General features: G+C 61.8%; 23 protein-coding genes and 2 pseudogenes. 17 read left to right on the plus strand and 8 right to left on the minus strand.

All coding sequences use genetic code 11. The annotated features are described in order from the left end of the window. Positions 1-199 precede the first annotated feature (199 nt). Positions 200-1,342 carry a DegT/DnrJ/EryC1/StrS aminotransferase family protein gene (locus EN859_RS04255; protein WP_127851677.1) on the plus strand — a complete coding sequence of 381 codons (1,143 nt, stop codon included), beginning with the start codon at positions 200-202 and terminating at the stop codon, positions 1,340-1,342. 130 nt (positions 1,343-1,472) lie between these two features. Here the strand turns inward: EN859_RS04255 and EN859_RS04260 are convergent, their stop codons facing one another. The 4 genes and pseudogenes from EN859_RS04260 to EN859_RS04275 form a co-directional block, all read right to left on the minus strand. Continuing rightward, entirely contained in the window at positions 1,473-2,603 is a 1,131-nt protein-coding gene (locus EN859_RS04260; RefSeq protein WP_127851678.1) for a Fic family protein, read from the minus strand. A gap of 277 nt (positions 2,604-2,880) precedes the next feature. After that, positions 2,881-3,180: pseudogene (locus EN859_RS39040) on the minus strand (SDR family NAD(P)-dependent oxidoreductase); the annotation flags it as partial. Positions 3,181-3,590: 410 nt separating this feature from the next. Beyond that, entirely contained in the window at positions 3,591-4,184 is a 594-nt protein-coding gene (locus tag EN859_RS04270; protein WP_127851679.1) for a hypothetical protein, read from the minus strand. A gap of 22 nt (positions 4,185-4,206) precedes the next feature. Then, positions 4,207-4,941: a DUF4142 domain-containing protein gene (locus EN859_RS04275; protein ID WP_127851680.1), complete on the minus strand. Its 735-nt coding sequence runs from the start codon at positions 4,939-4,941 to the stop codon at positions 4,207-4,209. Positions 4,942-5,089: 148 nt separating this feature from the next. On the opposite strand from EN859_RS04275, the pseudogene EN859_RS04280 reads away from it, so the two are divergent. Then, positions 5,090-5,460 (plus strand): annotated as a pseudogene (locus EN859_RS04280) (cupin domain-containing protein); the annotation flags it as partial. Between the two features lie 441 nt (positions 5,461-5,901). Here EN859_RS04280 and EN859_RS04285 read toward each other — a convergent pair. Further along, a complete protein-coding gene (locus EN859_RS04285) occupies positions 5,902-7,056 on the minus strand; it encodes a sulfite oxidase (protein ID WP_127851820.1) in 1,155 nt (384 codons plus the stop codon). A 605-nt stretch (positions 7,057-7,661) separates the two neighbouring features. Between EN859_RS04285 and EN859_RS04290 the strand changes: the two genes are divergently transcribed. The 15 genes from EN859_RS04290 to nuoG all read left to right on the plus strand — a co-directional run bounded on the left by EN859_RS04290 (position 7,662) and on the right by nuoG (position 23,572). Continuing rightward, a complete protein-coding gene (locus tag EN859_RS04290) occupies positions 7,662-8,684 on the plus strand; it encodes an aminopeptidase (protein WP_127851821.1) in 1,023 nt (340 codons plus the stop codon). Between the two features lie 487 nt (positions 8,685-9,171). Further along, positions 9,172-9,672: an NADH-quinone oxidoreductase subunit J gene (locus EN859_RS04295; protein WP_127851681.1), complete on the plus strand. Its 501-nt coding sequence runs from the start codon at positions 9,172-9,174 to the stop codon at positions 9,670-9,672. Beyond that, complete coding sequence (gene nuoK, locus EN859_RS04300; RefSeq protein WP_127851682.1) at positions 9,672-9,974, plus strand: NADH-quinone oxidoreductase subunit NuoK; 303 nt, start codon at positions 9,672-9,674, stop codon at positions 9,972-9,974. Before EN859_RS04295 ends, nuoK begins: the two co-directional genes overlap by 1 nt. A 4-nt stretch (positions 9,975-9,978) precedes the next feature. Beyond that, the gene (locus EN859_RS04305; protein ID WP_127851683.1) at positions 9,979-11,442 is read left to right on the plus strand and encodes a monovalent cation/H+ antiporter subunit D family protein; all 1,464 of its coding nucleotides are present in this window, start codon (positions 9,979-9,981) and stop codon (positions 11,440-11,442) included. Then, positions 11,439-11,693, plus strand: a complete 255-nt coding sequence (locus tag EN859_RS04310; RefSeq protein WP_127851684.1) for a hypothetical protein — start codon at positions 11,439-11,441, stop codon at positions 11,691-11,693. The genes EN859_RS04305 and EN859_RS04310 overlap by 4 nt, the downstream gene beginning before the upstream one ends. Beyond that, the gene (locus EN859_RS04315; RefSeq protein ID WP_127851685.1) at positions 11,686-13,446 is read left to right on the plus strand and encodes a Na(+)/H(+) antiporter subunit D; all 1,761 of its coding nucleotides are present in this window, start codon (positions 11,686-11,688) and stop codon (positions 13,444-13,446) included. Before EN859_RS04310 ends, EN859_RS04315 begins: the two co-directional genes overlap by 8 nt. 8 nt (positions 13,447-13,454) lie before the next feature. After that, positions 13,455-14,930, plus strand: coding sequence for an NADH-quinone oxidoreductase subunit M (locus tag EN859_RS04320; protein ID WP_127851686.1), 1,476 nt, complete (start codon positions 13,455-13,457; stop codon positions 14,928-14,930). Then, positions 14,927-16,366, plus strand: coding sequence for an NADH-quinone oxidoreductase subunit N (locus tag EN859_RS04325; protein WP_127851687.1), 1,440 nt, complete (start codon positions 14,927-14,929; stop codon positions 16,364-16,366). Before EN859_RS04320 ends, EN859_RS04325 begins: the two co-directional genes overlap by 4 nt. Before the next feature lie 154 nt (positions 16,367-16,520). Continuing rightward, entirely contained in the window at positions 16,521-16,886 is a 366-nt protein-coding gene (locus tag EN859_RS04330; protein WP_127851688.1) for an NADH-quinone oxidoreductase subunit A, read from the plus strand. Then, positions 16,874-17,377 (plus strand): NADH-quinone oxidoreductase subunit B, encoded by a 504-nt coding sequence (locus EN859_RS04335; RefSeq protein ID WP_111547966.1) that lies wholly within the window; start codon positions 16,874-16,876, stop codon positions 17,375-17,377. Before EN859_RS04330 ends, EN859_RS04335 begins: the two co-directional genes overlap by 13 nt. Then, positions 17,374-17,910, plus strand: a complete 537-nt coding sequence (locus tag EN859_RS04340; protein ID WP_127851689.1) for an NADH-quinone oxidoreductase subunit C — start codon at positions 17,374-17,376, stop codon at positions 17,908-17,910. The genes EN859_RS04335 and EN859_RS04340 overlap by 4 nt, the downstream gene beginning before the upstream one ends. A gap of 25 nt (positions 17,911-17,935) precedes the next feature. Continuing rightward, positions 17,936-19,150, plus strand: a complete 1,215-nt coding sequence (nuoD, locus tag EN859_RS04345; protein WP_127851690.1) for an NADH dehydrogenase (quinone) subunit D — start codon at positions 17,936-17,938, stop codon at positions 19,148-19,150. A 17-nt stretch (positions 19,151-19,167) separates the two neighbouring features. Beyond that, positions 19,168-19,680: an NADH-quinone oxidoreductase subunit NuoE gene (nuoE, locus tag EN859_RS04350; RefSeq protein WP_127851691.1), complete on the plus strand. Its 513-nt coding sequence runs from the start codon at positions 19,168-19,170 to the stop codon at positions 19,678-19,680. Between the two features lie 4 nt (positions 19,681-19,684). Continuing rightward, a complete protein-coding gene (nuoF, locus tag EN859_RS04355; protein ID WP_127851692.1) occupies positions 19,685-20,950 on the plus strand; it encodes an NADH-quinone oxidoreductase subunit NuoF in 1,266 nt (421 codons plus the stop codon). 33 nt (positions 20,951-20,983) lie between these two features. Next, positions 20,984-23,572 (plus strand): NADH-quinone oxidoreductase subunit NuoG, encoded by a 2,589-nt coding sequence (gene nuoG, locus EN859_RS04360; RefSeq protein ID WP_127851693.1) that lies wholly within the window; start codon positions 20,984-20,986, stop codon positions 23,570-23,572. A 58-nt stretch (positions 23,573-23,630) separates the two neighbouring features. Here nuoG and EN859_RS04365 read toward each other — a convergent pair whose 3' ends face one another. From EN859_RS04365 to nuoH, 3 genes are read right to left on the minus strand one after another with little or no spacing between them, the layout of a single operon-like run. After that, on the minus strand, positions 23,631-24,071 hold the full coding sequence (locus tag EN859_RS04365; RefSeq protein ID WP_127851694.1) for a CBS domain-containing protein: 441 nt from the start codon (positions 24,069-24,071) through the stop codon (positions 23,631-23,633). Positions 24,072-24,117: 46 nt separating this feature from the next. After that, positions 24,118-24,684 carry an NADH-quinone oxidoreductase subunit I gene (locus tag EN859_RS04370; protein WP_127851695.1) on the minus strand — a complete coding sequence of 189 codons (567 nt, stop codon included), beginning with the start codon at positions 24,682-24,684 and terminating at the stop codon, positions 24,118-24,120. A gap of 19 nt (positions 24,685-24,703) precedes the next feature. Beyond that, positions 24,704-25,690: an NADH-quinone oxidoreductase subunit NuoH gene (gene nuoH, locus EN859_RS04375; RefSeq protein ID WP_127851696.1), complete on the minus strand. Its 987-nt coding sequence runs from the start codon at positions 25,688-25,690 to the stop codon at positions 24,704-24,706. Positions 25,691-25,803: the final 113 nt, after the last annotated feature.

Here is a 25,803-nt window from a genome sequence, read left to right on the forward strand (position 1 = left end):
CACCGGACGGATGCGATGCAAAGGCCGGACCTTGCCCGGCGAAGCCCGGATTTCCGGCATCTCACAAAGACACACCGGCAATCGCGGGTAACAGGCTGCGACACTTGAGCAATTCACGGTTTTGCCCATGCAGCTTTCTCGGCTGCGCCAAGTCTGATACCAGCGGCCGATTATCTGGCTAACCCGTTTTGAGGCCACCATGCAGTTCATCGACCTTGGCGCGCAGCGCGAACGAATCCGCGACAGGCTGAAAGCAGCGATCGACCGCGTCGTCGACGAAGGCCGCTACATCCTCGGACCTCAGGTCACCGAATTCGAAAACAAGCTTGCCGCCTATATCGGCACCAAGCATGTCGTCGCCTGCGCCAACGGCACCGACGCGCTCTTGCTGCCACTGTTTGCCGCCGGTATCGGTCCTGGTGATGCAGTGTTCGTGCCGAGCTTCACCTTCGCCGCCACGGCGGAAGTGGTGGCGCTGGCCAAGGCCGAGCCGGTTTTCGTCGATGTCGATCCGCATACCTACAATATCGACATCGCCAGCCTCGAGGCGGCGATCGCCATGATCAAGGCGGAAGGCCGGCTGAAGCCAAAAGCGATCATACCGGTCGACCTGTTCGGCCTTGCCGCCGACTACGAGGCGATCATGGCGATCGCCAACCGCGAAGGGCTGATGGTGATCGAGGACGCCGCGCAGTCGATGGGCGGCTCGGCGAACGGCAAGATGTGCGGCTCCTTCGGCGCAGTCGGCTCGACCAGCTTCTATCCGGCGAAACCGCTCGGTTGCTATGGCGACGGCGGCGCGATGTTCACCAACGACGATGCGCTGGCCGAACAGCTCCGCTCCTTCGCCTTCCACGGCAAGGGCGAAACGCAATATGACAATGTCCGCGTCGGCATCAATTCGCGGCTCGACACGCTGCAGGCGGCGATCCTGATCGAGAAGCTGGCGATCCTTGAACAGGAGATGGTTGCAAGGCAAGCGGTCGCCAATCGTTATGCCGAAGGCCTCGGCGATATCGTCAAGGCGGCGCGCAATCTGGACGGCAGCCGCTCGGCCTGGGCGCAATACGCCATCGAGACGCCGAGGCGCGACGCGCTAAAGGCGCATCTGGGAGAAAAGGGCATTCCGTCGGTCATCTACTATGTGAAGCCGCTGCACAGCCAGGTTGCCTATCGCGACTATCCGCGCACGCCAAACGGCCTTGCCGTTTCGGAGGAGCTACCGCAGCGTATCCTGTGCCTGCCGATGCACCCCTATCTGAGCGAGGCCGACCAGGACCAGATCATCGAGACGATCCGCAACTATATCGGCTCGAACTCGGCGCACGTCGCCGCCGCGTAGGGCCTCACGCGTGCGATCACGGTCTTGCCGGTATGCTTTCCAGCAGTACACCGATCGCGGCATCAAGAACAGGCGTCAGCCGATCTCATCTTTGTCGGGCATTGCCCGCCATGCCGCCGATAACGTGCGATTAGATGCGGGGCGGCTCTTCGCCGCCCAGCCTCGCCAGCGAATAGCTCGTGCTGCGCCCACCAGCCTCGTCCCTCACCAAGATGCCCCGCGCGACGAGGTCGTTGATGTCGCGCAGGGCGGTGTCGGGCGAGGTCTTTGTCAGCGCCGCCCATTTCGAGGAGGTGAGCTTGCCTTCGAAGCCATCCAGCAGCCGGTTGACCACCTTGCGTTGGCGTTCGTTGAGTGGCTGGCCGGCCTTCGCTTCCCAGAAGCGCGCTTTGCGAAGGACATTGGCAAGGATTTCCTCAGCGCCGTCGAACGCGCGGTCGAGGCATCTGAGGAACCATTGCAGCCAGGCGGTGATGTCGAGATCGCCTTTCTGCATCCGCTCGAGGATGGCGTAATAGTCCTTCCGCTCCAGGCGGATCTGCGCGGACATGCTGTAGAAGCGCTGAGGGCTGCCTTCTGATCGCGCCAGCATCATGTCGGCGATGGCGCGGGCGATTCGGCCGTTGCCATCCTCGAAGGGATGGATGGTGACGAACCACAGATGGGCGACCGCCGCCTTCAGGACGGGGTCGAGCGACGCACCGCCGTTGAACCAATCGATGAATGCAGCCATTTCGGCTTGGAGCCGAGCCGCCGCCGGCGCTTCATAGTGCACCTTCTCGCGGCCGATGGGGCCAGAGACAACCTGCATGGGGCCGGATGCCTCGTCGCGCCAGGCGCCGACGATGATCTTCGTCATGCCGCTGCGCCCGGTCGGAAACAACGCAGCATGCCAGCCGAAAAGCCGCTCGTCCGTAAGCGGCTGTCGATAGTTCTGGGTGGCGTCGAGCATCATCTCGACCACGCCTTCGACGTCGCGGTCGACAAGCGCCAGCGCCCCAATGTCTATGCCCAAGCGACGTGCGATGGAGGAGCGGACCTGCTCCTTGTCGAGGACCTCACCTTCGATCTCGCTGGACTTGAGCACATCCTCGGTCAGGGTCTGCAGGACGGCCTCGGTCCGCAGCTCGAAGCCGAGCGCCTCCATCCGGCCCAGCAGCCGGCCCTGGCGGTGGCGCACGGCGGCCAGCTGATCGGCGAGATCTTGGCTGTTCCATTCGAACTTGGGCCAGCCTTCAAGCTCATGGATATAGGTCGCCATATTCCCCGCACTCCTTGCGGGGAATATGGCGTTTATTCGCGGCATGTGCAAGATTTTTCACCGCAATTTATGCAGCGAATGGAACGGTCAAAGTCCGCAGGGCACAATGCTGCGCTTGCTGCGGCCTGGCGTGTTCACCAGTGTAGATGGCGTTGTGGCCACAGTTGGTGGTCAGGAACGCGCCGGGATCGTATGCCCATGACGAGCTCACTGCCGCCTCCAGCTCAGGCAGAATGCGCACCCGCTCATAGCTGTTGAGCTTTCTGCGAGCGCGCCAGAGAACCGCCTTCCGGCCGGCATCTTGCACCCAGCGCGCCGTCTCGCGGGCGTCCTCGTCCTCGTTGAGGTATGAGATCACACATCGGCCCCTTCCCGCGCGAACGCGATTGCTACGGCCCGACCGATCCCGGAATCGGCGCCCGCTATTATGGCTGTGCAATCCTGCAGACTTTGGTGCCCTTATAGGTCTGTTCGCCGTGGTCCGGCATCGGCGACATGTCCCCAGTCGCGCCCGGCATATCCTGCGTTTGTGGGGTTGCGGCGGCGCCGGGTATTTTGTCTTGGGATCGGAATTCATGCTCCAATCCATGGCTCAGTCAGCGTGTTCAGCTAACGTGCTAACTGCCCGGTTGGGCATTGGTTCCTCATGATAAGGAGCGCCGTGCCCTCACCTCCACTCTCTTCCGATTGTCGATTTCGGCGACCCCAAGGCAATGAAGTGCAACGAGGAGACGACCGGTCGAGCAGCCGCGAGCAGGTTGCCGTTGCCGATCGCATGGGGCTTGGCCGAACCGAGGCGATGGCCGCGAGCTGCCGCTGTGATTGCTGAAAGGTTCCGACGAATTGCCTCTACCCGATGTGAATCCCCTGACGTTTCCTCCTGATAACAACCCCGATTACAACCTCTCAGCCGATGGCAACGTTCGCTTCGACGTAGCGCTTGTGCTGGCGTAGGCCCCCGCCGCCTTGCGGCAGCGGGGTTCTCGATCAAGGACGATTGATGCGATCGCGTTCGATTTCCTCTGAGCGATAACTCTCTGCGTAAGGGTCGAACACGGTCCATCCGCCGGCTTCGTAGTAAGTACGGCGTTCAGCCAAATCGACCGCCCTTGACTGCTCGAGGATACTTTCGGCATCTGCAACAAGGTCGTCCTCGACCTTGGCCGTCACCAGCGTACCGCCGCGACGCACACCCTCTGCATAGACGTTGGCATCCCTTTCGGGGACGCCGGCGTCGGTAAGGGCGCCGATGATCCCACCCGCAGCACCGCCAACCGCAGCACCGGCAACTGCTCCTGCGGCGGTGGCTGCAAGCCATCCAGCGGCGACCACCGGTCCGACGCCTGGAATGGCCATGACACCCAAACCGGTCAACAATCCACCTGCGCCGCCGACCACGGCCCCTATTCCAGCGCCGCTGGCCGCATCTTCGGCAGCTTCCGAGCTATCATCCTTGTACCAGTTGGTGACATTATTGGCGACGATGCTGATGTTGGAGCGTGGAATGCCTAATGCCTCCAATTCACCTACGGCGTCGGCTGCGTCGTCGTAGTCGTCAAATAAACCCGTTAGCGTCTTCATCATTGATCTCCTGAGTCTCTGTTCATTTGTTTTCGGCAACGACGTTGCCTTGATAATCCAGGGCTACCGCGGTGCTTCGTCCGTTCTTCGTGGCTTGCCCACGCCAGATGCCCTGATCGTCTTTTGTGAGTTCGGAGACGTCCGAGTAACCCGCGTCCTGAATGCGGCTCTTGGCTTGGCCTTCGGTAAAGCTGTTCGCCCCTGGAACAGGAGCAGCCGGGTTCGAGCTTCCGGTCGTGGTCACCGCAGGCGTTGTCGAACTGGTGCTGGAAGCGCCGGCATCCTTTGCAATTTTTTCGATCATTTCCTTGTGCATTTTGAGCTTCGGCGTGGTGTTCTGGGCGAACGACTTGAGGGCTGCATTGTCACCGTCTTTGGCATAGCTCTCGAACAACTTGACTGCATCGGAATGTGCAGTGCGCTGCATTTCGACATAGGTATCATCAAGGGGCGCCTTGGCGGCTTGAAGCTTCTCCAGATCGCCCTTGTGCTTTGTGTCGAGTTCCGTCGGCACCCTGAGCTTCTGTTCGCCAGCGATGCTCTCCAGTTTGGCGTTGGCCGAACCGTGATCATCGATCATCTTCTGCGCGAAATCCTTGATGCGCTGATCGGTCGCCTTTGACTGGGCGATCTTGCTCGATTCGACTTCGAACATCCCGCCAACGGCAGCCTTGTCGACAAACTCCTGCGGGGTGTCCGCAGCGAATGATATCTTCTGAAGATCGAGGCGCGCGGTGAGCTCGATCTGGCAGAGCATACGCAGGCTCTTCTCCGTTCGACGATGTGGAAAGGATAGAACCAGCTTCCGCGTCGTAACTTTGACGTCCGCGCCTTAACGCGGCAAGACCGGTCGCCTCTATGTTTGAGAACACACCTTGGCTGAACAAAAGGCCCTTTATCCTGTAGATACCAAACACACGAGCATGTTCGACTGGACGATCCCGGCGGGATTCGCCACCGGGCGGCACGTTCACCGGGTGCAAGAGGAGACTTTCTATGTGCTCGAGGGCGAGTGTGAGTGGCATGTCGGCGACAAGACGATCCGCGCAACGCCCGGAACCTATCTGTTCATCCCGCCAGGAGTGCCGCACAACATCACGAATGTCAGCGAGAAACCGGCAGCCGTGCTGATGACCGTTTCTCCGCCTGGCACGAGCATTATTTCGAAGAGCTCGCCAAACTCGCGGCGCAGGGTGCGCCGGATCCAAAAGCACTCGCCGATCTGCGAAACCGCTACGACACCGACCAGCTCTCGACGCTGACAACACTCACGTAAGCGCGATTATCGAAGGCCGCTTCATTGACGCAACCGGCGACCTCCGGTGTCGTCGCCGGCGATGTCGGCTTTCAGGAAATGATAGAGCTTGTCGCTAAGTCCGACATAGGGCGCAAAGCGGCCGCCGAGCTACGCACCCGTTTTGACCCACGATCGCAGGCCTCAACGAAGACTATCAGAGAATTTCCGACCGGGGCATGCTTCGCAAGGCGAAGGCGACCGCGGCGACTTTAGACTCGCGCCTATGCCGCCAACGGCGCCATGGCCACCTGCAGCGCAAAATCGTGCGCAGCGTTCCGTACGCCACCTCGATCGACCTAATCAATCATTTCTGCGACCGCACCGCCTGCTGCAAATTGGCTATGCCCACGGCGTAACGGGTCGCACTCAATCCGGTCGCCACACAGCTTTCCAGGCTGCTCCGCTCGCGGCGCCGAGCCGTCAACTGACCTGAATACGGCGGGTCACCTGTCCGTTGCTCTCCCAATAGGTGTGTTTTTTGGCAATCCACGGATCGCTCATTGCCGGCTGAATGTTGCCGCTCTTATCGATCGCGCGCGAGGTGACGGTGTGCTCCCCGGCGGGCGGCTTGGGCCAGTCCAGAGACCACATCTTCCAGGCAAACTCCGCCTCTTCGGTGCCGTCCACGGTCGCCGGTATCCAAGGCCCATCGTCGATCTTCACCTCGACCCGGTCAATCGGCGCACCCCAGGCGGCTCCGACGATCCGATAATCGCTGCCGATATGAGTCACCCGAGCCGGCGCCGATTTGAGGCGCGCCCGTCCGACGGACGTTTCTACCCACACGGTCTCGCCGTTATGGTCTTCCTCGCGGAGCGTGACGTAGTCGCGTCCCATGAACCGGTTCTCGAAGCGCTGGTCGCGCACGTCGATGCGCTTGAGCCATTTCGCGTTTGCGACCCCGTACCAGCCGGGCGCTATCAGCCGCACCGGGAAGCCGTTATCGGGCGGCAAGGGAGTTCCGTTCATCTCGTAGCAAAGGATGTTTTTTGGATCCATGGCGTCTGCCAGCGACATGCTGCGCGCGAAGTTCTGCTTGAACTTAACGTCATCGGCCCGCTTGATCTCGCCTTCGTCGGCGGCCCAGAAGACGACCTCTATGCCGCTGTCGAGGACGCCGGCCTCCTTTAGGATCGGGGCGAGCGGCGTGCCCGCCCAGCGCGCATTACCGATGCCGCCGTTGAAAAACGGGAGGCCGGTATTGCCCGAACATTCGACCGTGAACGTGACTTCCTGGCGCGGCCGGGCCTTGATGTCGGCGAGCGTCAGCGCCATCGGCTTTTTGACCAGGCCGCCGATTTCGAGCTTCCACGTGCCAGCGTCGATGACCGGCCTGTTGAAATGCGCAATTGAAAAGAACCTGTCGTTGGGCGTCACCCATGAATCGAGATCCTCCCAGACGAGTTGATTCTTGATGACCTCCGGCACCGGGTTCGGCGGCAGTTGATCGGTCCATTTGACGACTTCCTCGCCGGGCCGTGAAGGAAAAGAGTAGGCCCGCGAGGCATGGAGAGCGGCGATTGCGGCAAGAGCCGCGCTTCCTTGAATAAGTTCTCTGCGTTGAAGATGAGGCATGCTGTTTTCCCTCCCAGTTAATCCGGAACGGGCTGCAGCATCCTTTTGAGCCGTAGACTGATCACGGACAGGCGCACAATGAATGACTGCCCCACCCGGATGTCCGGACAGGTCAGGCAATCAGCGAGGCATCTCAAGCATGTGAAGCATTAGACGAAACTCTGCTTGGGTTTCGTCCTTGGAGAGTGCGCCTTTGAAACTGAGCTGTCCACAACTTGGACGGGATAGTGACCTTGCGGTATTCGTGCTGGTTTCCCCGTTCCGCCGAAAGTCGGGGCCCCTCCGGTCGCTATCGAGCGGGCTGGCAACTTCCAGACTAATAGTCTGGAATGGGACCGGAAGCTTAGGAAACGTAGTACCCCAATGGACAGTCCGCATCATGCCGACTCTGCCCTGCCGTGGACATCAGTCAATACGTAGGCGAATGGCCGCATTTGCCAATCGTGCCGAAGTCGAAAGTCCGACCCGCTGCCCCTCAGCATCTTGACGAAAATTGGTGCGCCTGTTTGAGACACTGGGGCAATCGGGACATTTGCTCCGTGGGGAGATGAGCAAGCGGTGGGCAAGCTGTGAAACGCGTTTTTCAATTGCTTGCCGCGGTGACCATGGCGTCCGGCGTGACCGGTTGCACCAGCATTTCCTACTACGCGCAGTCGTTGGAAGGCCATGTGCAGATCATGGCGGCGCGCGAAAATGTTGCAAAACTGATTCATGATCCTTCGACGCCTGAGGCATTGCGCGCCAAGTTGACGTCGGCGGGCACCATACGACGGTTTGCGACAAATGAACTGGCACTGCCCGAAAACAATAGCTACCGCAGCTATGTTGACATCGGTCGGGACGCTGTGACTTGGGCCGTTTTTGCCGCGCCGCAATTCTCCCTGACGCCACGAACATGGTGCTTTCCGGTTTTCGGCTGCGTTCCGTACCGGGGTTACTTCGCTCGGAAATCTGCGACTGAAAGCGCTATCGAACTTCATAGACAGGGGCTGGACGTCTATGTCACAGGCGTCACCGCATATTCCACACTGGGCTGGTCCAGTGACCCGCTGCTAAGCACCATGCTCCGTCAGGACGACACGTATCTTGCAAGCCTTGTCTTTCATGAACTGGCGCATCAGCGCATCTATGTGGATGACGACTCCGCATTCAATGAGGCTTTCGCAGTTGCCGTCGAAACAACCGGAGTAAGGAAATGGCTCCGCGCCGCTGGCGATCACGCCCGATTGCGCCGCTACGAAGCCGATCGCAAGCGCCGGGCCGATTTTCTCGGACTGGTGTCGAAAACTCGGGACGAGTTAAGGCAGGTCTATGAAAGTTCCGGTAGCTTGGAGCGGATGGCGGCTGACAAGGCAGCCGCGATCGACAAGCTGCGGATGCGCTACCGGCAAATGCGCGATAAGCGCTGGGCCGGATACCGGGGATACGACGCCTGGTTCGATGCCCGGATCAACAACGCAAAGCTCGCCGCGACTGCTGTTTACGGCGAACAGGTTCCGGCGTTTCTTCGGTTGTTCGACTTGTGCTCCAGCGATTATCCAAGGTTCTACGCTTCTGTTCGACGGATTGCGGATATGCAGAAACCTTCCCGTGCCGAAGCGCTCAAGGCTGTCGCTACGTGTGATTGACTTCAACAAGCAGGGGAGCCCGGTCTCTGGAATGCTCCGATAGGGCCGGAAGCGGAACGTCCGCTCTCGAGATGATGGGCTAGAAAGTCGACCTTTTCATCCAGGGTAGTGCGCAGACCGCTTTGCGCCAGAGAACGAACCCGCTCGCTTGCGCGAGGTTCACGACCATCGGATTGAGGTGCGCCGCTGCCGCGCGATGAGCGCCCACCTTGCCTGGCAAACCGTTTGATGTCAGCGACTCTTCCAAGCCTAGTGTTTGTTGGGCAACAGCACCCTAAGTGACACCCAACTCTTCCGAGGCAACCCGGAAATTGAGTTGGCGCGCTGCGCTCTCGAATATGTGTAGTGAGTTTAGTGTAGCGCCAAACCAACGATAATCTTGAGAAAAATCCGAGACTAGGGCACAATTTGTGAACTGAGGTGGACAGCTATCTCAAGTCCGGCCCTGTCGCGCCGAGTGACAGTTCGCGTCGGAGGAGCGGCGTCGATGGATCAGGGGTTCTTTCTTCTGTTCGCTGCGGCGTCCGTGGTCACGGCCCTGACCTTGGTCCTGGCGCGGAATCCAGTTCACAGCGCATTGGCGCTGATGGCGTGTTTCCTGCAGATATCGGCGATCTTCGTCCTGCTCGAGGCGCCGTTGCTCGCGGTCATCCAGATTTTCGTCTATGTCGGCGCGATCATGGTCCTGTTCCTATTCGTGATCATGATGATTGATGTGCGCGAAGCGGTATTGCAGCGGTTCTTGCCGGGCAGCAACCTGCCTGTTCTGGTGCTGCTCGTCCTGCTTGGGGTCGAGATGCTTGTACTGGTGCTCAGGAGCGACCGCTTTTCGGTCGCGAAGCCCGTCGCAATGCGCACCGGCGGTGAGGTCAGGCAGCTCAGCACGACACTTTTCGCCGACTATCTCCTGCCGTTTGAAGTCGCCTCCGTCATCCTGCTGGCGGCCCTGGTAGGCGCCATCGTGCTGGCGCGGAAGGAGCCGGAGTGATGGTGCCGCTCTGGTGGTTTATCGTGCTCGGAGTGGTCCTGTTCGTGATCGGAGCGGCGGGCGTACTGCTCAGACGCAATATCCTGGTCGTGCTGATGTCGCTGGAACTGCTGCTTAACTCGGTCAACATCAACTTCATCGCTTTCGGGCACTACTACGACGACTTCCGCGGGCAGATTTTCGCAATCTTCGTCATCGCAATCACTGCGGCGGAGGTTGCCGTTGCCCTCGGCATCTTGGTCGCCCTCGCGAGGAACAAGTCCACCCTCAAGGTCGACGAAGTGACCATGATGAAAGGATAGCGGCTTGGACCCGGTGATGTCGATCCGGCCGCTGCTTGCCGTTGCCGTCGCAGGTCTGGCGGTCCTTGCAATTCTCCTTCTAAACAAACGCGAGCAACTCCGCGATGCAGTCTCGCCGTTGGCCGCGATCGCCATGTTCGCAATTGTCGCCTCAATGGCGCCCACGGTTCTGGCTGGCGGGACTGTCGATTTGCGCCTGTTCGAGATTCTGCCGGGGATCGACTTCGCTTTCCGTGTCGATGCGCTCGGCATGGTGTTTGCCACCGTCTCGTCGCTGCTGTGGATCGTGGCGTCAATCTATTCCATTGGCTACATGCGGCACTTGAATGAGCATGCGCAGACCCGGTTCTTCGCCTGCTTCGCCGCCAGCCTCGCGGCGGCCGCCGGGGGCGCCTTTGCCGCCAATCTGTTCACGTTGGTGATCTTCTACGAGGTGCTGAGCCTCGTTACCTATCCGCTCGTCTACCACCACGAGGACGAGGAGGGATGGACGGGCAGCCGCAAGTACCTCGTCTATTTGATGGGCGCGTCGAAAAGCGTGCTTCTGGCCGCGCTGGCGTTGACTTACCACATTGCGGGGTCGCTCGACTTTGTGGCGGGGGGGCTGCTGGCGGGGGTCGACGCCTCGGCGCCGCTGCTGACTGTCGTCTATTTCTGCTATCTCTTCGGCTTCGCCAAGGCCGCGGTGATGCCGATGCACGCCTGGCTGCCTGCCGCGATGGTGGCGCCGACACCGGTCAGCGCTCTCTTGCATGCGGTGGCCGTCGTCAAGATGGGTGTGTTCTGCGTGCTGCGTGTGGTGTTCCACGTCTTCGGCGCAGGGCTGGTGGGCGGGCTGGGGCTCGGCATCGCCACGGCCTATGTGGTCTCGTTCACGATCCTGATGGCGTCCATCTACGCCCTGACGCGGGACGACCTGAAGGCGCGGCTCGCCTATTCGACGGTCAGCCAACTCTCCTACATCGTGCTGGGCGCGGTTCTGCTGTCGCCCGTCGCGATGGTCGGGGGGATCATCCACATCGCGGCGCATGCATTCTCGAAGATCACGCTCTTCTTCTGCGCCGGGTCGATCTATTGTGCGTCTGGCAAGCGGAACATCAGCGACATGGCCGGCATCGGCCGCAGGCTGCCCTGGACGATGGGGGCGTTCTTCGTCGGCTCGCTCAGCATGATTGGGGTACCGCCGACTGCGGGCTTCATCAGCAAGTGGTATCTGGCTCTCGGCTCGGTGGAGGCCGGGGAGATCCCGTTCCTTATCGTGCTCTTGGTAAGTTCGGTCCTTAACGCCGCCTATTTCCTGCCGGTCAGCTATGTCGCTTTTTTCGGGACGGAGGCGCAGGAATGCCCGGCGACCGTTCGTGAAATTCCGATGTTGACGATCCCGCTGGTCGCGACCGCCATCCTGTCTGTGGCGATGGGCATCTTCCCGGACTATTTCCTCGCCCTGGCGGAAAGAGTGGTCAGATGATCAAGCGCGTCGTTGATTTCTTTGGCGATGAGAGACATGCAAGAAGGCGTCACCGACTATTCTATCTGGTGCTCGTCCTGATCGTCATCGCCGACTTTCTGATCTTCCGCGAACACGCCGAATACCTGTGGGAGCGGCTGCCTGGCTGGTCTGCCCTCTACGGCTTCGGCTCCTGCGTGCTTCTAATCTTCGTGTCCAAGTTTTTTGGCCATCAGTGCGGGCTGATGCGGCGCGAGGACTATTATGACTGACTTCGTCCATCCCGGCCTGCTGTTCATTCTCGGCGCCATTCCGATCCCCTTCCTAAAAGGGTCTGTCCGCAAGGCCTATGTGCTGCTGATCCCAACGCTGGCGATCCTGGCCGTGCTCACGATGCATCCTGGCGGCTACGGCGCGGCGCGGTTCATCGGGCAGGAAATCATTATGGCGAAGGTCGACAAGCTAAGCATCCTCTTCGCCACCGTTTTCAGCATCATGGCATTGATCGGCACGGTCTATGCCTGGCATCTGACGCACGCAGGACAGCATGTGGCGGCCTTCGTCTACGTCGGCAGCGCGCTCGGGGTAGTGTTCGCCGGCGATTACCTGACCCTGTTCCTGTTCTGGGAGGGTATGACGTTTGCCTCTGCCTACCTGGTCTTTGCCCAGCGCAGCGATCAGGCGCTCCGCGCAGGGTTCCGCTACCTCATGGTCCATATCACCGGCAGCGTAGCCCTGCTCGGTGGCATCATTCTCCATGGGTTCGCCACCGGTTCGCTGCTCTTTGGCCCAATCGAGGGAGGGCTGGGCTTCGCCACCTGCCTGATCCTTGCCGGGTTCTTGCTCAACGCCGCGGTGCCGCCACTCAACGCCTGGCTGACTGACGCCTACCCGGAAGCGACCGTCACCGGGGCCGTATTCATGAGTGCCTTCACCACGAAGACTGCCGTCTATGTGCTGGCGCGGGCGTTTCCGGGGACCGATCTTCTTGTCTGGCTCGGCACTGTGATGGCGCTTTACGGCGTTATCTACGCGGTGCTGGAGAACGATTGCCGGCGGCTCTTGGCCTATCACATCGTCAGCCAGGTGGGCTACATGGTGGTGGGCATCGGCATCGGGACCGAGATGGCGGTGAACGGCGCCGTCAGCCATGCCTTCGCGCATATCCTGTACAAGGCACTCCTCTTCATGGGCGCGGGGGCGGTGATCCACGTCACGGGGCGGCGCAAGCTCACCGAACTCGGAGGGCTCTACAGAACCATGCCAGTAACCCTTGCGCTCTACATGGTTGGCGCCTTCGCGATCTCGGCATTCCCGTTCTTCTCAGGCTTCGTCACCAAGTCGATGGTGGTGGCTGCCGCCGGACAGGATCATCGCGCGCTGGTGGTGCTGGCGCTGACGATGGCGTCGTCAGGGACGTTCCTGCACACCGGGCTCAAGCTCCCGTACTACATGTTCTTCGGCACGGACCAAGGGCTGGAAGCGCGAGAACCGCCGCGCAACATGTTGGTTGCGATGGGCATGGCAGCGGTGCTCTGCATTGCGATCGGGGTGTTCCCCCAGACGCTCTACGCGCTTCTGCCCTATCCGGTCGACTTCGAACCCTACACCGGCGTCCATGTCACCGAGAGCCTTGGCGTGCTGATGTTCACCGCTTTGGGCTTCGTCATGTTCCTCAGGGCACTCGATCCCGAGAATACGATCAGCATCGATACAGACTGGTTCTACCGCATGGGTGCGCGGCGCTTCATGTGGCTCGCCGAAAGACCGCTGGCGCGCTACGAGAAGGCGGTGAGTGATGTGTCCGAGACCGCGGCGCTGCCCTTTCTGCACGGGATGGCACGGGCAGGACTGCGGATCGATCTCCACGGCGTGGACGCCTTCGTGAACGGCGTTGCCCGCTCGATCCTGCGCGGCGGCCTGGCGCTGCGGCGGCTCCAGAGCGGCGTCGTGACCCATTACGCGCTGGCGATGATCGCTGGTGTGATCGCGGCTATCGCCGTATTCGCTGTGGCGTGGCGGTAGGGGGCGCGATGGCGATCCCCTTGCTTAGTCTCATCGTGTTCACGCCAGCCGTCGGGGCAGCGGCGCTGATGTTTATCCGCAACGACGATGTGGTGCGGTGGATGGCACTGGGTGTCACTGTCCTCGACTTCGCGCTTTGCATCGCCATGCTCGGCGGCTTTGACACCTCTACCCATGAGATGCAGTTCACCGAGACGCGCCCGTGGGTACCCGCGCTAGGGATCACTTACGCACTTGGCATCGACGGGATCAGCGCACCCTTCGTGTTCCTGACCGCGCTGTTGGGCTGGATCTGCGTGCTTGCCTCGTGGGTTGCGATCGACCGCAAGGTGAAGGAGTTCATGGTCAGCCTACTCGCCATGCAGGCGCTGATGCTGGGCGTGTTCTGCGCGCTGGACCTGTTCCTGTTCTACGTCTTCTGGGAGGCGATGCTGATTCCGATGTACGTAATCATCGGCGTCTGGGGTGGCGACGGCCGGGTCTATGCAGCGTTCAAGTTCTTCCTCTACACGCTGGCAGGCAGCCTGATGTTCCTGATCGGTGTCATCGTGCTCTATTTCCACGGCGGTGAGACCTTCGACATCCGCACCCTGATGGCGCAGGATTTGCCGTTCCAGGTCCAGTCATGGCTGTTCTTCGCCTTCCTGATCGCCTTCGCGGTCAAGGTCCCGATGGTCCCGGTCCATACCTGGCTGCCGGACGCCCATGTGCAGGCACCGACGGCCGGCAGCATCATCCTCGCCGCCGTGCTCCTGAAGATGGGCGCCTACGGGTTCCTGCGGTTCTCGCTGCCAATGCTGCCCGAGGCGACGGTGCATTATTCGACGCTGATGCTGGTCCTTTCGGCAGTTGCTATCGTCTATGGCGGGTTGCTCGCCTTGGCGCAGGACGACCTGAAGAAGCTGGTGGCCTATTCCAGCATCAGCCACATGGGCCTGGTGACGCTGGGGATTTTCACGCTGAACCTCCGTGGGCTCGAGGGCGGCATCCTGCAAATGTTCAATCATGGCGTGACGACGGGCGCGTTGTTCCTGTCCGTTGGCCTTATCTACGAGCGGACCCATACCCGCAGCATCGCGGATTATGGCGGGCTGATGAAGGCGGCGCCGGTCTATACGGCGTTTCTTGCACTATTCACCCTGTCGTCGATGGCGCTGCCGGGAACGAGTTCGTTCGTGGGCGAGTTGCTGGTGCTGTCAGCCGCGTTCGCAGCCAACCTCGCTGTCGGCGCTGCCGCCGTTCTGGGGGCCTTGCTGGGAGCGGCCTATCTGCTTGGCATGTATAGGAAAGTCGCGCTTGGTCCGGCCAGCATCGGTATGCGGTTCAAGATCCGCGACGTGAACGCCCGCGAGATAGCGGCGATCCTGCCCCTAGCCGTCTTCGTTCTTTGGATCGGACTCTATCCGAAGCCCTTTCTCGAAATCATCGACGCCTCGGTGAAGCATCTACTAGCGCAGGTGCACGGTAAGGGGGGCGCCCAATGACCGCCGCCGCGCTTTTCCAGTCGATTCTGGCGAGCCTGCCCGAGATCGTCGTGGTTACCGGGGCCTGCATCCTGCTGATCCTGGGTCAGCTTGTGCGGAAGGGGCAGCAACATTTCCTTGTCTGGGCTTCAGTCGCGGTCGTGCTGATTGCCGCCGTGGGAACACTCATGCTGGCGGGCGAGGTGCGGACGGCCTACTCGGGCATGTTCATCGCCGACCGCTTCGCGGTCTTCTTCAAGGTCGTGTTCTACCTGGTCACAGTTCTGACATTCCTTCTTTCGCGAAAATATGCCGAGATCGAAGGGATCGGGAGCAGTGAATACTACGTACTGCTGCTCTTGGCGCTTTCGGGAATGATGATCATGGCCTCGGCGACCGACCTCCTGTCGATCTATGTAGGCCTCGAACTGATGGTGCTCTGCACCTATGTGCTGACCGGCTTCCTGCGGCAGCAGCAGCGGTCGAACGAAGCGGCGCTGAAATACGTGATCCTTGGCGGGGTCTCGACCGGGATTTTCCTTTACGGCGTTTCGCTGATCTACGGGCTCGCCGGCACGACGCAGTTGGACGGGATGGCTGCGGCGGTGACCGGTGATCCGCTCGATCCCGGATTGCTCCTGGCTGTGGTTTTTATCGTCGCGGGGCTGGTATTCAAGGTCGGCGCGGTGCCGTTCCATATGTGGGTGCCGGACGTCTATGAAGGCGCGCCGACAACGATCACCGCCTTCATGTCGGTGGGACCAAAGGCAGCGGGGTTCGCTGTGATCCTGCGGGTGTTCCTCAACCCACTGGTCGCAGCCTCGAACGTCTGGATCATCGTCGCGGTCATCGCAGCAGTGACGATGGCGCTCGGCAGTTTCGTGGCGCTGGTGCAGGACAATTTCAAGCGCCTCTTGGCCTATTCCAGCATCGCCCATGCCGGGTTCGCCATGTTCGGCGTGGCGGCCGGCGGTGCGGACGGGGTTGCCAGCGTGATGCTCTATTTGCTGATCTATGCGTTCATGAACCTCGGCATCTTCGCCATCGTCATCATGATGCGGAACGGCGATTTCTCGGGCGAGGTCATCGAACACTACGCTGGTTTCGCCAAGTCGCATCGCGGACTGGCGCTTCTGATGCTGCTTTATCTGTTCTCGCTGGCCGGCATTCCGCCGACAGCGGGGTTCTTCGCCAAGTTCTACGTGCTGGTCGCACTCGTTGAGCGGGGTTTCGTCATGCTGGCGGTGATCGCAGTGCTGCTGAGCGCCGTTGCCGCCTACTTCTACATCCGCATCGTCATGGTGATCTACATGCGCGAGCCGGAGGGCGCGTTCGACCCGGCGCTGACGCCCGCGGTCGGCGCCACACTCGCCTTCACCGCTGCCGGCACCATCGGCATCGGCCTATTTCCGGCGTGGTTTCTGAGGCTTGCTCAACATGCCGCAATTGGCGGCTGATCGATTGGATTTGCAATGATCTGGCCGACGGAATACTCTAGCCGTGCGAGAAAGGAATGCCCAAGTTGCTTCCCAGGGCGCCCGCATCACCGGTCCCAAACGGGTCGGTAGCGGCCTGAGTAAAGCCCTCGGTAGGTGACCGGGGCTACGCGACGTGACCGGAATGGAGTTCCTGCCGGTTCTTTTCATGGTCGCCGGAATTGTTCTGGTGGCGATGGTTACGCTTTTTGTCTCCTCGCTACTGCGCCCGTCCAATCCCTATCCCGCGAAGAACATGCCCTATGAATGCGGCATGGACCCGGCGGGCGAAGCCGCCGGAGGCCGCTTCAGGGTGCAGTTCTTCATCCTCGCGATCCTGTTTGTCGTCTTCGATGTCGAGACGATGTTTCTCTTTCCCTGGGCCGTCGTCCTGAAAGAGATCGGGCTGGTCGGCTATGTCGAGATGTTCATCTTCATCTTGCTGCTTCTCGTGGGCTTCGGCTACGCTTGGCTGAAGGGGGCGCTGGAATGGGAGGCGTAAACAACGCGATCCGCGACAGCGTGCTGTTCACCACGGCCGACAGCCTGATCAGCTGGAGCCGAAGGTCGGCGCTGTGGCCCGAAACCTTCGGCATTGCCTGCTGCGCCATCGAGATGATCTCGGCGGGGTGTGCCCGCTACGATCTCGACCGCTTTGGCGTGGTGTTCCGGCCGTCGCCGCGCCAGTCCGACGTAATGATCATCGCCGGCACCATAACGCGGAAATTCGCGCCCGTGGTGCGCCGGCTCTATGACCAGATGCCGGAGCCGCGCTGGGTTATTGCCATGGGCACCTGCGCCATCTCGGGCGGGGTCTACAACACCTATGCCGTGGTGCAGGGGGCGGAGACCTTCGTGCCGGTGGACGTGCATGTGCCCGGCTGCCCGCCGCGGCCCGAGGCGCTGATGCACGGCTTCCTCCTGCTTCAGGAGAAGATCAAGAAATCCAGGGCGCTGGCCGGAACGCCTCTGGACCGGGTCGCGGTGCCATGAGCGTGGAGACGTCCCTCATCCGCACCCTGATCGCGGAACGTTTCGGGGAGGCAATCGAGGAGCTGGGCTTTTCGCATGGGGTTCACGCTTTCGCCGTTCCGCCTGACATGATCGTCGAGCTTTGCCGGTTCCTCAAGGAACACCCGGCGCTGCGGTTCGATTTCCTGTCCGACATCTGCGGGGTCGACCATCACCCCGAGGCCCCGCGCTACGAGGCGGTGTACCACCTCTGTTCGCTGACGAACAAATGGCGCGTGCGCATCAAGTGCCGCCTCGGCGATCCGCCGCGGGTCCCGTCGGTGACGGGGGTCTGGCGCACCGCCAATTGGCACGAGCGCGAGGCCTGGGACATGTACGGGATCAGATTCGAGGGCCACCCCGACCTGCGCCGGATCTATATGTGGGAAGGGTTCGAGGGCTTCCCGCAGCGCAAGGACTTTCCGCTCCGGGGCTACAAGGACAAGCTGAACCCGTTTGGCGCCGAAGGCCCGCCGCCGACGCAGCCCGACCTTGCCACCAAGGACATTCCATAGGGAGGCCGTTCCACCGGGACTTGAGATGACCGAAGTCACGGAACTGAGCTGGCCAGAAGCCGATGCGCCCCACACCAAGGAGGTGCTTCTCAACCTCGGTCCGCAGCATCCCAGCACGCATGGGGTGCTGCGGCTCGTCCTTGAGTTGGACGGCGAATATGTCGCACGCGTGGACCCGCATATCGGCTACCTCCACCGCGGCACCGAGAAACTGGCCGAGAGCTTCACCTACACCCAGATCTTCCCGCTGACCGACCGGCTCGACTATCTCTGCCCGCCCTCGAACAACCTGGCCTTCGCACTAGCGGTGGAGAAGCTCCTGGGCATCGAAGCGCCGATCCGCGCGCAATATATCCGCGTGCTGATGGCCGAACTGGCGCGGATCTCAGGTCATCTCCTGATCACCGGCGCGCTCCCGCTGGACCTGGGCGCCATGACCGCGCTGCTTTACGCCATGCGCGAGCGCGAAATGATCATGGACCTGTTGGAGATGATCAGCGGGGCGCGGATGCACACCTCCTTCTGTCGGGTCGGCGGTGTGCGCGAGGATCTGCCCGACGGGTTCTTCCCCAAGATCCGGGAGTTCTGCGACATCTTCCCGAACCGGATCCGCGACTATGAACGGCTGGTCGATAACAACCGGGTGTTCCTGAAACGCACGCAGGGGATCGGCGTGATCTCCGCCGCGGACGGCATCGATCTGGGCCTGAGTGGCCCGAACCTGCGCGCCTCGGGCGTCGACTGGGACATCCGCCGCGACGAGCCCTATGAGATCTACGACCGGCTCGCGTTCAATGTTGTTACCCGCGATGAAGGCGATTGCTACGCACGCTGGCGATGCCGCGTCGAGGAAATGCGCGAGAGCGTCCGGATTATCGAGCAATGCCTTGACCAGATGCCCGACGGGCCGTTCCAGATCGACATGCCGACAATTGCCTTCCCGGTCGACAAGGATCGGGTGCACTGCTCGATGGAGGCGCTGATCCAGCATTTCGACCTGTCGGCCTATGGCTTCAAGGTGCCGAAGGGCGAGGTCTATTCGGCGATCGAGGCGCCAAAGGGCGAGCTCGGCTTCTACATCATCAGCGACGGGTCGCCAAAACCGTTCCGCATGAAGGTGCGGGCACCTTCGTTCGTCAACCTACAGGCACTCTTCGGGGTCACCAACGCGCACTACCTGGCGGACATGATCGCCGTGCTCGGCAGCCTCGACCCCGTGATGGCGGAAGTGGACAAGTAGCAGAGGATTTGGACGCGATGACCATGCGCGAAAAGATCGAAGAGGCGGCGGCGCGGTATCCCGACCAGCGTTCGGCGATCATGCCCGCGCTTCTGATCGCGCAGAGGGAACGTGGCCATCTGCCGGGCCCGGTGCTGGAAGAGGTCGCCGACATCCTCGGCGTCGAGCGGATCTGGGTCTACGAACTGGCGACCTTCTACACCCTCTTCCATACCGAGCCGGTGGGCATTTTCCACCTGCAGCTCTGCGACAACGTCTCCTGCATGCTGCGCCGATCCGACGACCTGCTGAGGCATCTGGAGGAGGTGCTCGGCATCAAGAAGGGCGGCACGACCCCAGACGGGCTATTCACGCTTTCGACCGTCGAATGCCTCGGCGCTTGCGAGATGGCCCCGGTGATGCAGGTCGGCGACGACTATCACGGCGACCTCGACATGGCGCGGATCGACGCGCTCCTGGACAGGCTGCGCGCGACGGTGCGGCAAGCGACTGGCGCCGATCTCGCCGCCGCAGGACCGCAGGGAGAATAGCGCCATGTTCGAACCGGTCCTTCTCAGGAACGTGGACGTGCCGGATGGCCATCTGCTCGCGACCTACGAGGCCGGCGGCGGCTACCAGGCGCTGGCCAAGGCGCTACGGGAGCACACGCCTGACGAGATCATCGACCTTGTCAAGAATTCCAACCTGCGCGGTCGCGGCGGAGCCGGATTTCCGACGGGCATGAAATGGAGCTTCGTGCCCAAGCGTGCTGGCAAGCCGAAATACCTATGCTGCAACGCTGATGAGGGCGAGCCGGGCACCTTCAAGGATCGGATCATCATGGAGCGTGACCCGCACCAACTGATCGAAGGCATGGCGATCAGCGCCTACGCGATAGGAGCGGAAACCGCCTATGTCTACATCCGTGGGGAATACACGCTGGCGATCTCGCGGCTGGAGCAGGCGATCGCCGAGGCTCATGCGAAGGGTTATCTGGGAACACGGATTCTGGGCTCGGATTTCAGCTTCGTCGTGCACATCCATTGCGGCGCCGGCGCCTATATCTGCGGCGAGGAGACCGCGATGCTCGACTCGCTCGAAGGCAAGCGGGCGCAGCCGCGTCTGAAACCGCCGTTTCCGGCGGTCGAAGGGCTCTACGCCAGCCCGACCGTGATCAACAACGTCGAGACGCTGGCCTGCGTACCCCATATCGTGGCGCGAGGGCCGGACTGGTTCCGCGGCATCGGCCCGGACAAGAGCCCCGGCCCGAAGCTCTATTGCCTCAGCGGACAGGTGCGGAAACCGGGCCTTTACGAGCTGCCAATGGGGATACCGCTGCGCGAACTGGTCGAGGACTGCGCCGGTGGGCCGCTACCGGGGCGCAAGCTCAAGGCGGTGATCCCAGGCGGGGTCTCGGCGCCGCTGATCCCGGAGCGCGGGCTGGACGTCGGAATGGACTTCGACTCGCTGGCCGCCGCTGGCTCGATGCTCGGCTCGGCCGGGGTGATCGTGATCGACGACTCGACCTGCATCGTCAAAGTCGCCACCCGGATCATCGAGTTCTTCCACCACGAGTCCTGTGGCAAGTGCACGCCTTGCCGCGAAGGGCTGAACTGGGTCGTGAAAGTGCTGCGCCGGGTCGAGGCGGGCCAGGGCGCGCCGGGCGATCTGGAACAGCTGGAGGCGCTCTGCAAAGGCATTTTCGGCAACACGTTCTGCGCTCTGGGCGACGGAGCGGCGATGGGCCTGCGGGCAGCACTGGCCCATTTCGAGCATGAATTCGTCGCTCATATCGAGGAGCGGAGGTGCCCGTTTCACTGACGAAGACGCAAGGAGAGGACCGCGAGGAAAGACATGGTTAGCGTGACAATCGATGAACGAACGGTGGAAGTGGCGGCGGGCTCTACGGTGCTCCAGGCTGCCGAGCGTTTGGGCATCGACATCCCGACCTTCTGCTACCTGAAGCGGCTGCCGGCGCTGGCCTCCTGCCGCATGTGCCTGGTGGAGATCGAGGGGCAGCGGCGGCTACAGCCTTCTTGCGCCACCGCGGTCACCGACGGCATGGTGGTGCGCACGAACACGCGGCTGATCGACGAAACGCGCTCTTCCATGCTCGACATGCTGCTCGCCAACCACCCCCTCGACTGCCCGATCTGCGACAAGGGTGGCGAGTGCGAGCTTCAAGACATGGTGATGGCGTACGGGCCCCGCGCAAGCCGGTTCCGCGATGCCAAGCGTGTGTTCCACTCCGAGGATATCCGTCTCAGCCCGGTCATCATCATGAACGTCAACCGCTGCATCCAGTGCCAGCGCTGCGTCCGGATGTGCGAAGAAGTCGTCGGCGCGGTCGCCTTGGGCACCGTTGAAAAAGGCATGGATACCGCTGTCACTGGCTTCGAGGGCAGTCTCGCGAGTTGCGATCAGTGCGGCAATTGCGTCGAGGTCTGCCCGGTCGGCGCGCTGATGAGCTTCCCCTATCGCTACAAGGCGCGACCCTGGGATCTGGTCGAGACCGACACGGTCTGCCCGCACTGCGGCACCGGCTGCCAACTTACCGTCGGCGCGCGCAAGGGCGAGTTCATGCGGGTCCGCTCGAAGGTGGAGCACGGAGTCAACCGCGAAACGCTCTGCGTGCGCGGGCGCTTCGGCCTCGACTTCGTCGGGAGTCAGGACCGGATCAAACGGCCGATGATCCGCCGTGACGGGATCCTGGTTCCGGTTTCCTGGAACGAAGCGGGGGACTACCTACGCCGGCGGCTGTCGACCGTCGACAGCAAGGCCGCGGGCGGGCTGGCCTCCCCGCGCCTGCCCAACGAGGTGCTTTATCAGTTCCAGAAGCTGATGCGGACAGCATTCCGGACCAACAATATCGACTGCTCCTCGCGCTGGTCCACGCCCTTTGATATGCTCGGCCCGTTGGTGGCCGCCTTCTACACACGCGCACCGCTGGAGGAGGTGATCGGCAACGACTGTGTGCTTGTCGTCGGTGGCAACGTGACGGACGAAAACCCAGTCACCGAATATTTGCTGCGGGACTGTGCGCGTCGGCGACAGACCAGGTTACTGATGCTCTCGGCGCGGCCATCCCGTCTGGACGCCGATGCGCGGGCAGTCGTTCGCGTGCCGCCGGGCGGTGAGGCTCAGGGCCTTGCCGCGGTGGTGACCGGGCTAGGGGCGGCTGGTCAGGCATTGCCGGGCGATGTTTTTGCGGACATCGGCGCGACAGCCGGCCGGCCGGCCGCGGCCACCGATAGTGACGGTCCGGACCGCCTGGCCGCAGCGCTGCTGGAAGGCCGGAGCGTCACCGTGCTTGTCAGCGCCGACCTCCTAAGATCGCCCCTGGCGCGTGCGACGTTGCAGCAGCTCAACAACCTTTTGCAGGTTCTCCGCGCACTCGGTAAGGGCCCGGCGATGCAGTTCCTCTTCGACCGTGCCAACCAACTGGGCGCCTGGGACATGGGCGTTCTGCCGGCGGCGCTGCCGGGGCTACGCGCGCTCGCCAATGATGCGGCGCGCGCAGTTCTCGAACGGGCCTGGGGCGCCGAAATCCCGTCTGAACCGGGCGTGGATTTCGACGCCATGCTGGAACTCTGTGACAGGAAGCGAATGGGTGCGCTCTATATCGCCGGAAGCGACCCCCTGATGTCCTATCCCGACCGGGGATTCGTGCAACGGGCGCTTCGTGCCGCCGATCTCCTGATCGTGCAGGACGCGTTCCTCACGGATACAGCGGGCCTGGCGGATGTCGTGCTGCCCGCGGCGGGTTATGGCGAGGAATCCGGCACGTTTACCAACAACGAAGGCCGGACCCAGAAGGTCTGCAAGTTCCGCGAACCAGCCCTCGAGGCGCGGGACAATCTGGCGATATTCGACTTCGTTGCGACGCTTCGCGGCCAAGCGTTGCGGCCGTCGATCCAAGGCGAAATCTTCGGCGAGATTGCCCGGCTGGTTCCGGCCTACCAGGGGTTGACGCAGGACGGGCTTGGCGCCGACGGAGTATTCACGAAGGCGGCCCTTGCGCCACCGGTTGGCGAGTTCTTCGCCCTCCCGCCTGCCCCCATTGCAGCCGACCGGCTCATGCTGGTCACCGGCAACTGCCTGTTCCACAACGGATATCTTTCCGAGCGCTCGGAGGTCCTGAATACGGTCGCGGATGACCCATATGTCGAGATGAGCGCGCCGGATGCAGCGCAGCTTGGTCTTGCGGATGATGATCAGGTGGTCGTGCGATCCGCCCAGGGCGAACTGACGGCGAAGCTCAAGGTCAACAAGCGTTTTCCCAGGGGCCTCGTGTTCGTTCCCGAAAACTACAGATCCCTGCGTCTCAACAGCCTTATGCGGCGGGGCGAATACCCATGTCCGGTGGAAGTTCAAATGGCGTACGCGGTCTTTGAGATCGCCAACGTGGCCGGGGCGGAGGCGCGGCCTGCAAATCTGGGCTGAGGCACTACGGGCTCCCCGTCGGCAGCCTGCCCTGCCCCTGCACCTCGAGCCGGCGTCGTCAGTGATAGCCGGTCCCGGCGATGTAGTCGTATAGCACCTGCTCGTTGCTCTGCAATTCGTCGAGCCGGTGCTTGACCACGTCGCCGATGCTCACCACGCCGACAGGGGTGCCGCCATCCATGACCAGCACATGGCGCGTGCGCCGTTCTGTCATCATCGCCATCACCGAGGGTAGCAAATCCTGTGTCGAACAGGTCGCCACACTGCGGTTCATGATATCAGCGACCCGCATCAAGGGCGCGTTGGTTCCGTGTTTAGCCACCGCATTGCAGCAGTCCCGCTCCGACAGCGTGCCCAGGCAATCCCCGGGGAAACGGCTGACGATCACGAAGCCGATGTTGTTCTCCCGAAACAGCCGTAGCACTTCCACCATCGTTTGACCTGGAGTGACTGAGACGACCTCGGGAGCCTTGGTCTTCAAGATTTGGCAGACCAGCATCTGAGCCTCCTGTCTGCGCGCTCCGGCTTGCCAGCCGGCGCGCCTTTCACGTTCGTCGGATATTCCGCCACCAGTTGTACCCCTGCGGCTCGCTCGTCTCGACCAGCACGTCCTGCTCGGTGTTCAGGCGTGCAGAAACCACACCGCCTCCGGTCGCCGCCTTGCCCGGCTTGCCGAGCAGATCGTCACGCCCGATCACAAGGTCACGCGAGGAAAAACTCGAGAATTCGTATTGTTGGCCAAGCGCGATCGCGTCGGCCGGACAGGCGTCCTCGCACAGCCCGCAGAACAGGCACCGGGCCATGTCGATCTCGAATTTTGCTGGGTGTCGGTTGCCCTTCTCGTCCTCGTAGGGGATGACTTCAATGCAGTAACAGGGACAAATCCGCGCGCAGAGCTCGCAAGCTACGCATTTGATCTCGCCCTCGTCGTCGCGCTTCAGGAAGTGATGCCCGCGGTAACGCGAATAGGGCAACCATTTTTCCTTGTCCGGATACTGCATGGTCACGGGTCTGGAGAACATGTAGCCGAAGGTCAGCGCCAAGGCATTCGCCAGATCGGCGAAGAACGCCCAGCCGATCCATATTCCAGTTCTGTCCAGTGCGCGCGACATTGTCGCCTCGTTGCAGCCCCTAAAGGAAAGCAACACCGGTTATGATTATGTTCGCCATTGACAGAGGAAGCAAGACCTTCCACCCGATCGCCATCAATTGGTCGTAGCGGTAGCGCGGGAAAGTGAAGCGAAACCAGATAAACACATAGACGAAGAACGCGACCTTGAGCACGAACCAGAGGAGCGGTGGCAACGGGACCAGCACGCCGTTCCAGCCGCCGAAGAACAGGATTACCGCCAGGACCGACGTCAAAAGCATGATGGCGTATTCACTGACCATGAAGAACGCAAAGCGGATACCGCTGTATTCGGTATGGAACCCGGCCCCCAGGTCGCCTTCCGCTTCCGCCAGGTCGAAGGGAATGCGCTGCGATTCGGCCAGCCCGGCGACGAAGAACACGAAGAACCCGACCGGTTGGTAGACGATGTTCCAGACATCGGCTTGCGCTCGCACGATCTCGAGCAGGCTCATGGATTGCGCCAACATCACCACGCCGATGACCGCGAACCCCATCGGGATCTCGTAGCTGATCATCTGAGCGCAGGTCCTGAGGCTGCCCAGGACAGCGTATTTGCTGTTCGCCGCCCAGCCGCCGAAGATGACGCCATAGACCTCAATCCCGATCACCGCAAAGACGAAAAGGAGCGCCACGTTCATGTTGGAGACATAGAGAGTGATCTCAGTGCCGAGGACCGAGACGGATTCGCCGAAGGGGACAGCGACGAACACCACGAAGGGCGGGGCGAGCGCCAGGATTGGCGCCAATTTGAACAGGAAGCGGTCGGCCTCAGCCGGGATGTGGTCCTCTTTGGTCAAGAGCTTGATCCCGTCCGCCACCGGCTGCAGCAGCCCATGCCATCCCACACGCATCGGCCCCATCCTCTGCTGCATGTGCCCCGCGACCTTGCGTTCCAGCCAGGTCAGCGGCAAGGGCAGCAGCAGCAGGATCGCAATCAGCAACGCGACCTTGAAGACGATCAGCCCAAGAGCAACGACGAGTTCCATGATCCGAGGCCACTCGTTCAACGGGACGAGACCCGCGACCCGATTAGCACTGTGCAGTTGTCAGACTGCGCGCGCATGGCAATTGCCAACGACGGCGCAACTCGTGCAATCCT

Source organism: Mesorhizobium sp. M00.F.Ca.ET.216.01.1.1 (assembly GCF_004010325.2).
GTDB lineage: Bacteria > Pseudomonadota > Alphaproteobacteria > Rhizobiales > Rhizobiaceae > Mesorhizobium.

What these genes read in the sequence shown, in the direction of transcription:
- EN859_RS04370 (WP_127851695.1), bottom strand. Translation starts at nt 24,684, where the DNA reads ATGTCGCGCGCACTGGACAGAACTGGAATATGGATCGGCTGGGCGTTC.
- EN859_RS04335 (WP_111547966.1), top strand. Translation starts at nt 16,874, where the DNA reads ATGGGAGGCGTAAACAACGCGATCCGCGACAGCGTGCTGTTCACCACG.
- EN859_RS04320 (WP_127851686.1), top strand. Translation starts at nt 13,455, where the DNA reads ATGGCGATCCCCTTGCTTAGTCTCATCGTGTTCACGCCAGCCGTCGGG.
- nuoG (WP_127851693.1), top strand. Translation starts at nt 20,984, where the DNA reads ATGGTTAGCGTGACAATCGATGAACGAACGGTGGAAGTGGCGGCGGGC.
- EN859_RS04270 (WP_127851679.1), bottom strand. Translation starts at nt 4,184, where the DNA reads ATGAAGACGCTAACGGGTTTATTTGACGACTACGACGACGCAGCCGAC.
- EN859_RS04310 (WP_127851684.1), top strand. Translation starts at nt 11,439, where the DNA reads ATGATCAAGCGCGTCGTTGATTTCTTTGGCGATGAGAGACATGCAAGA.
- EN859_RS04255 (WP_127851677.1), top strand. Translation starts at nt 200, where the DNA reads ATGCAGTTCATCGACCTTGGCGCGCAGCGCGAACGAATCCGCGACAGG.
- nuoE (WP_127851691.1), top strand. Translation starts at nt 19,168, where the DNA reads ATGACCATGCGCGAAAAGATCGAAGAGGCGGCGGCGCGGTATCCCGAC.
- EN859_RS04260 (WP_127851678.1), bottom strand. Translation starts at nt 2,603, where the DNA reads ATGGCGACCTATATCCATGAGCTTGAAGGCTGGCCCAAGTTCGAATGG.
- EN859_RS04295 (WP_127851681.1), top strand. Translation starts at nt 9,172, where the DNA reads ATGGATCAGGGGTTCTTTCTTCTGTTCGCTGCGGCGTCCGTGGTCACG.
- EN859_RS04325 (WP_127851687.1), top strand. Translation starts at nt 14,927, where the DNA reads ATGACCGCCGCCGCGCTTTTCCAGTCGATTCTGGCGAGCCTGCCCGAG.
- EN859_RS04365 (WP_127851694.1), bottom strand. Translation starts at nt 24,071, where the DNA reads ATGCTGGTCTGCCAAATCTTGAAGACCAAGGCTCCCGAGGTCGTCTCA.
- EN859_RS04285 (WP_127851820.1), bottom strand. Translation starts at nt 7,056, where the DNA reads ATGCCTCATCTTCAACGCAGAGAACTTATTCAAGGAAGCGCGGCTCTT.
- nuoH (WP_127851696.1), bottom strand. Translation starts at nt 25,690, where the DNA reads ATGGAACTCGTCGTTGCTCTTGGGCTGATCGTCTTCAAGGTCGCGTTG.
- nuoF (WP_127851692.1), top strand. Translation starts at nt 19,685, where the DNA reads ATGTTCGAACCGGTCCTTCTCAGGAACGTGGACGTGCCGGATGGCCAT.
- nuoD (WP_127851690.1), top strand. Translation starts at nt 17,936, where the DNA reads ATGACCGAAGTCACGGAACTGAGCTGGCCAGAAGCCGATGCGCCCCAC.
- EN859_RS04315 (WP_127851685.1), top strand. Translation starts at nt 11,686, where the DNA reads ATGACTGACTTCGTCCATCCCGGCCTGCTGTTCATTCTCGGCGCCATT.
- nuoK (WP_127851682.1), top strand. Translation starts at nt 9,672, where the DNA reads ATGGTGCCGCTCTGGTGGTTTATCGTGCTCGGAGTGGTCCTGTTCGTG.
- EN859_RS04290 (WP_127851821.1), top strand. Translation starts at nt 7,662, where the DNA reads ATGGCGTCCGGCGTGACCGGTTGCACCAGCATTTCCTACTACGCGCAG.
- EN859_RS04275 (WP_127851680.1), bottom strand. Translation starts at nt 4,941, where the DNA reads ATGCTCTGCCAGATCGAGCTCACCGCGCGCCTCGATCTTCAGAAGATA.
- EN859_RS04340 (WP_127851689.1), top strand. Translation starts at nt 17,374, where the DNA reads ATGAGCGTGGAGACGTCCCTCATCCGCACCCTGATCGCGGAACGTTTC.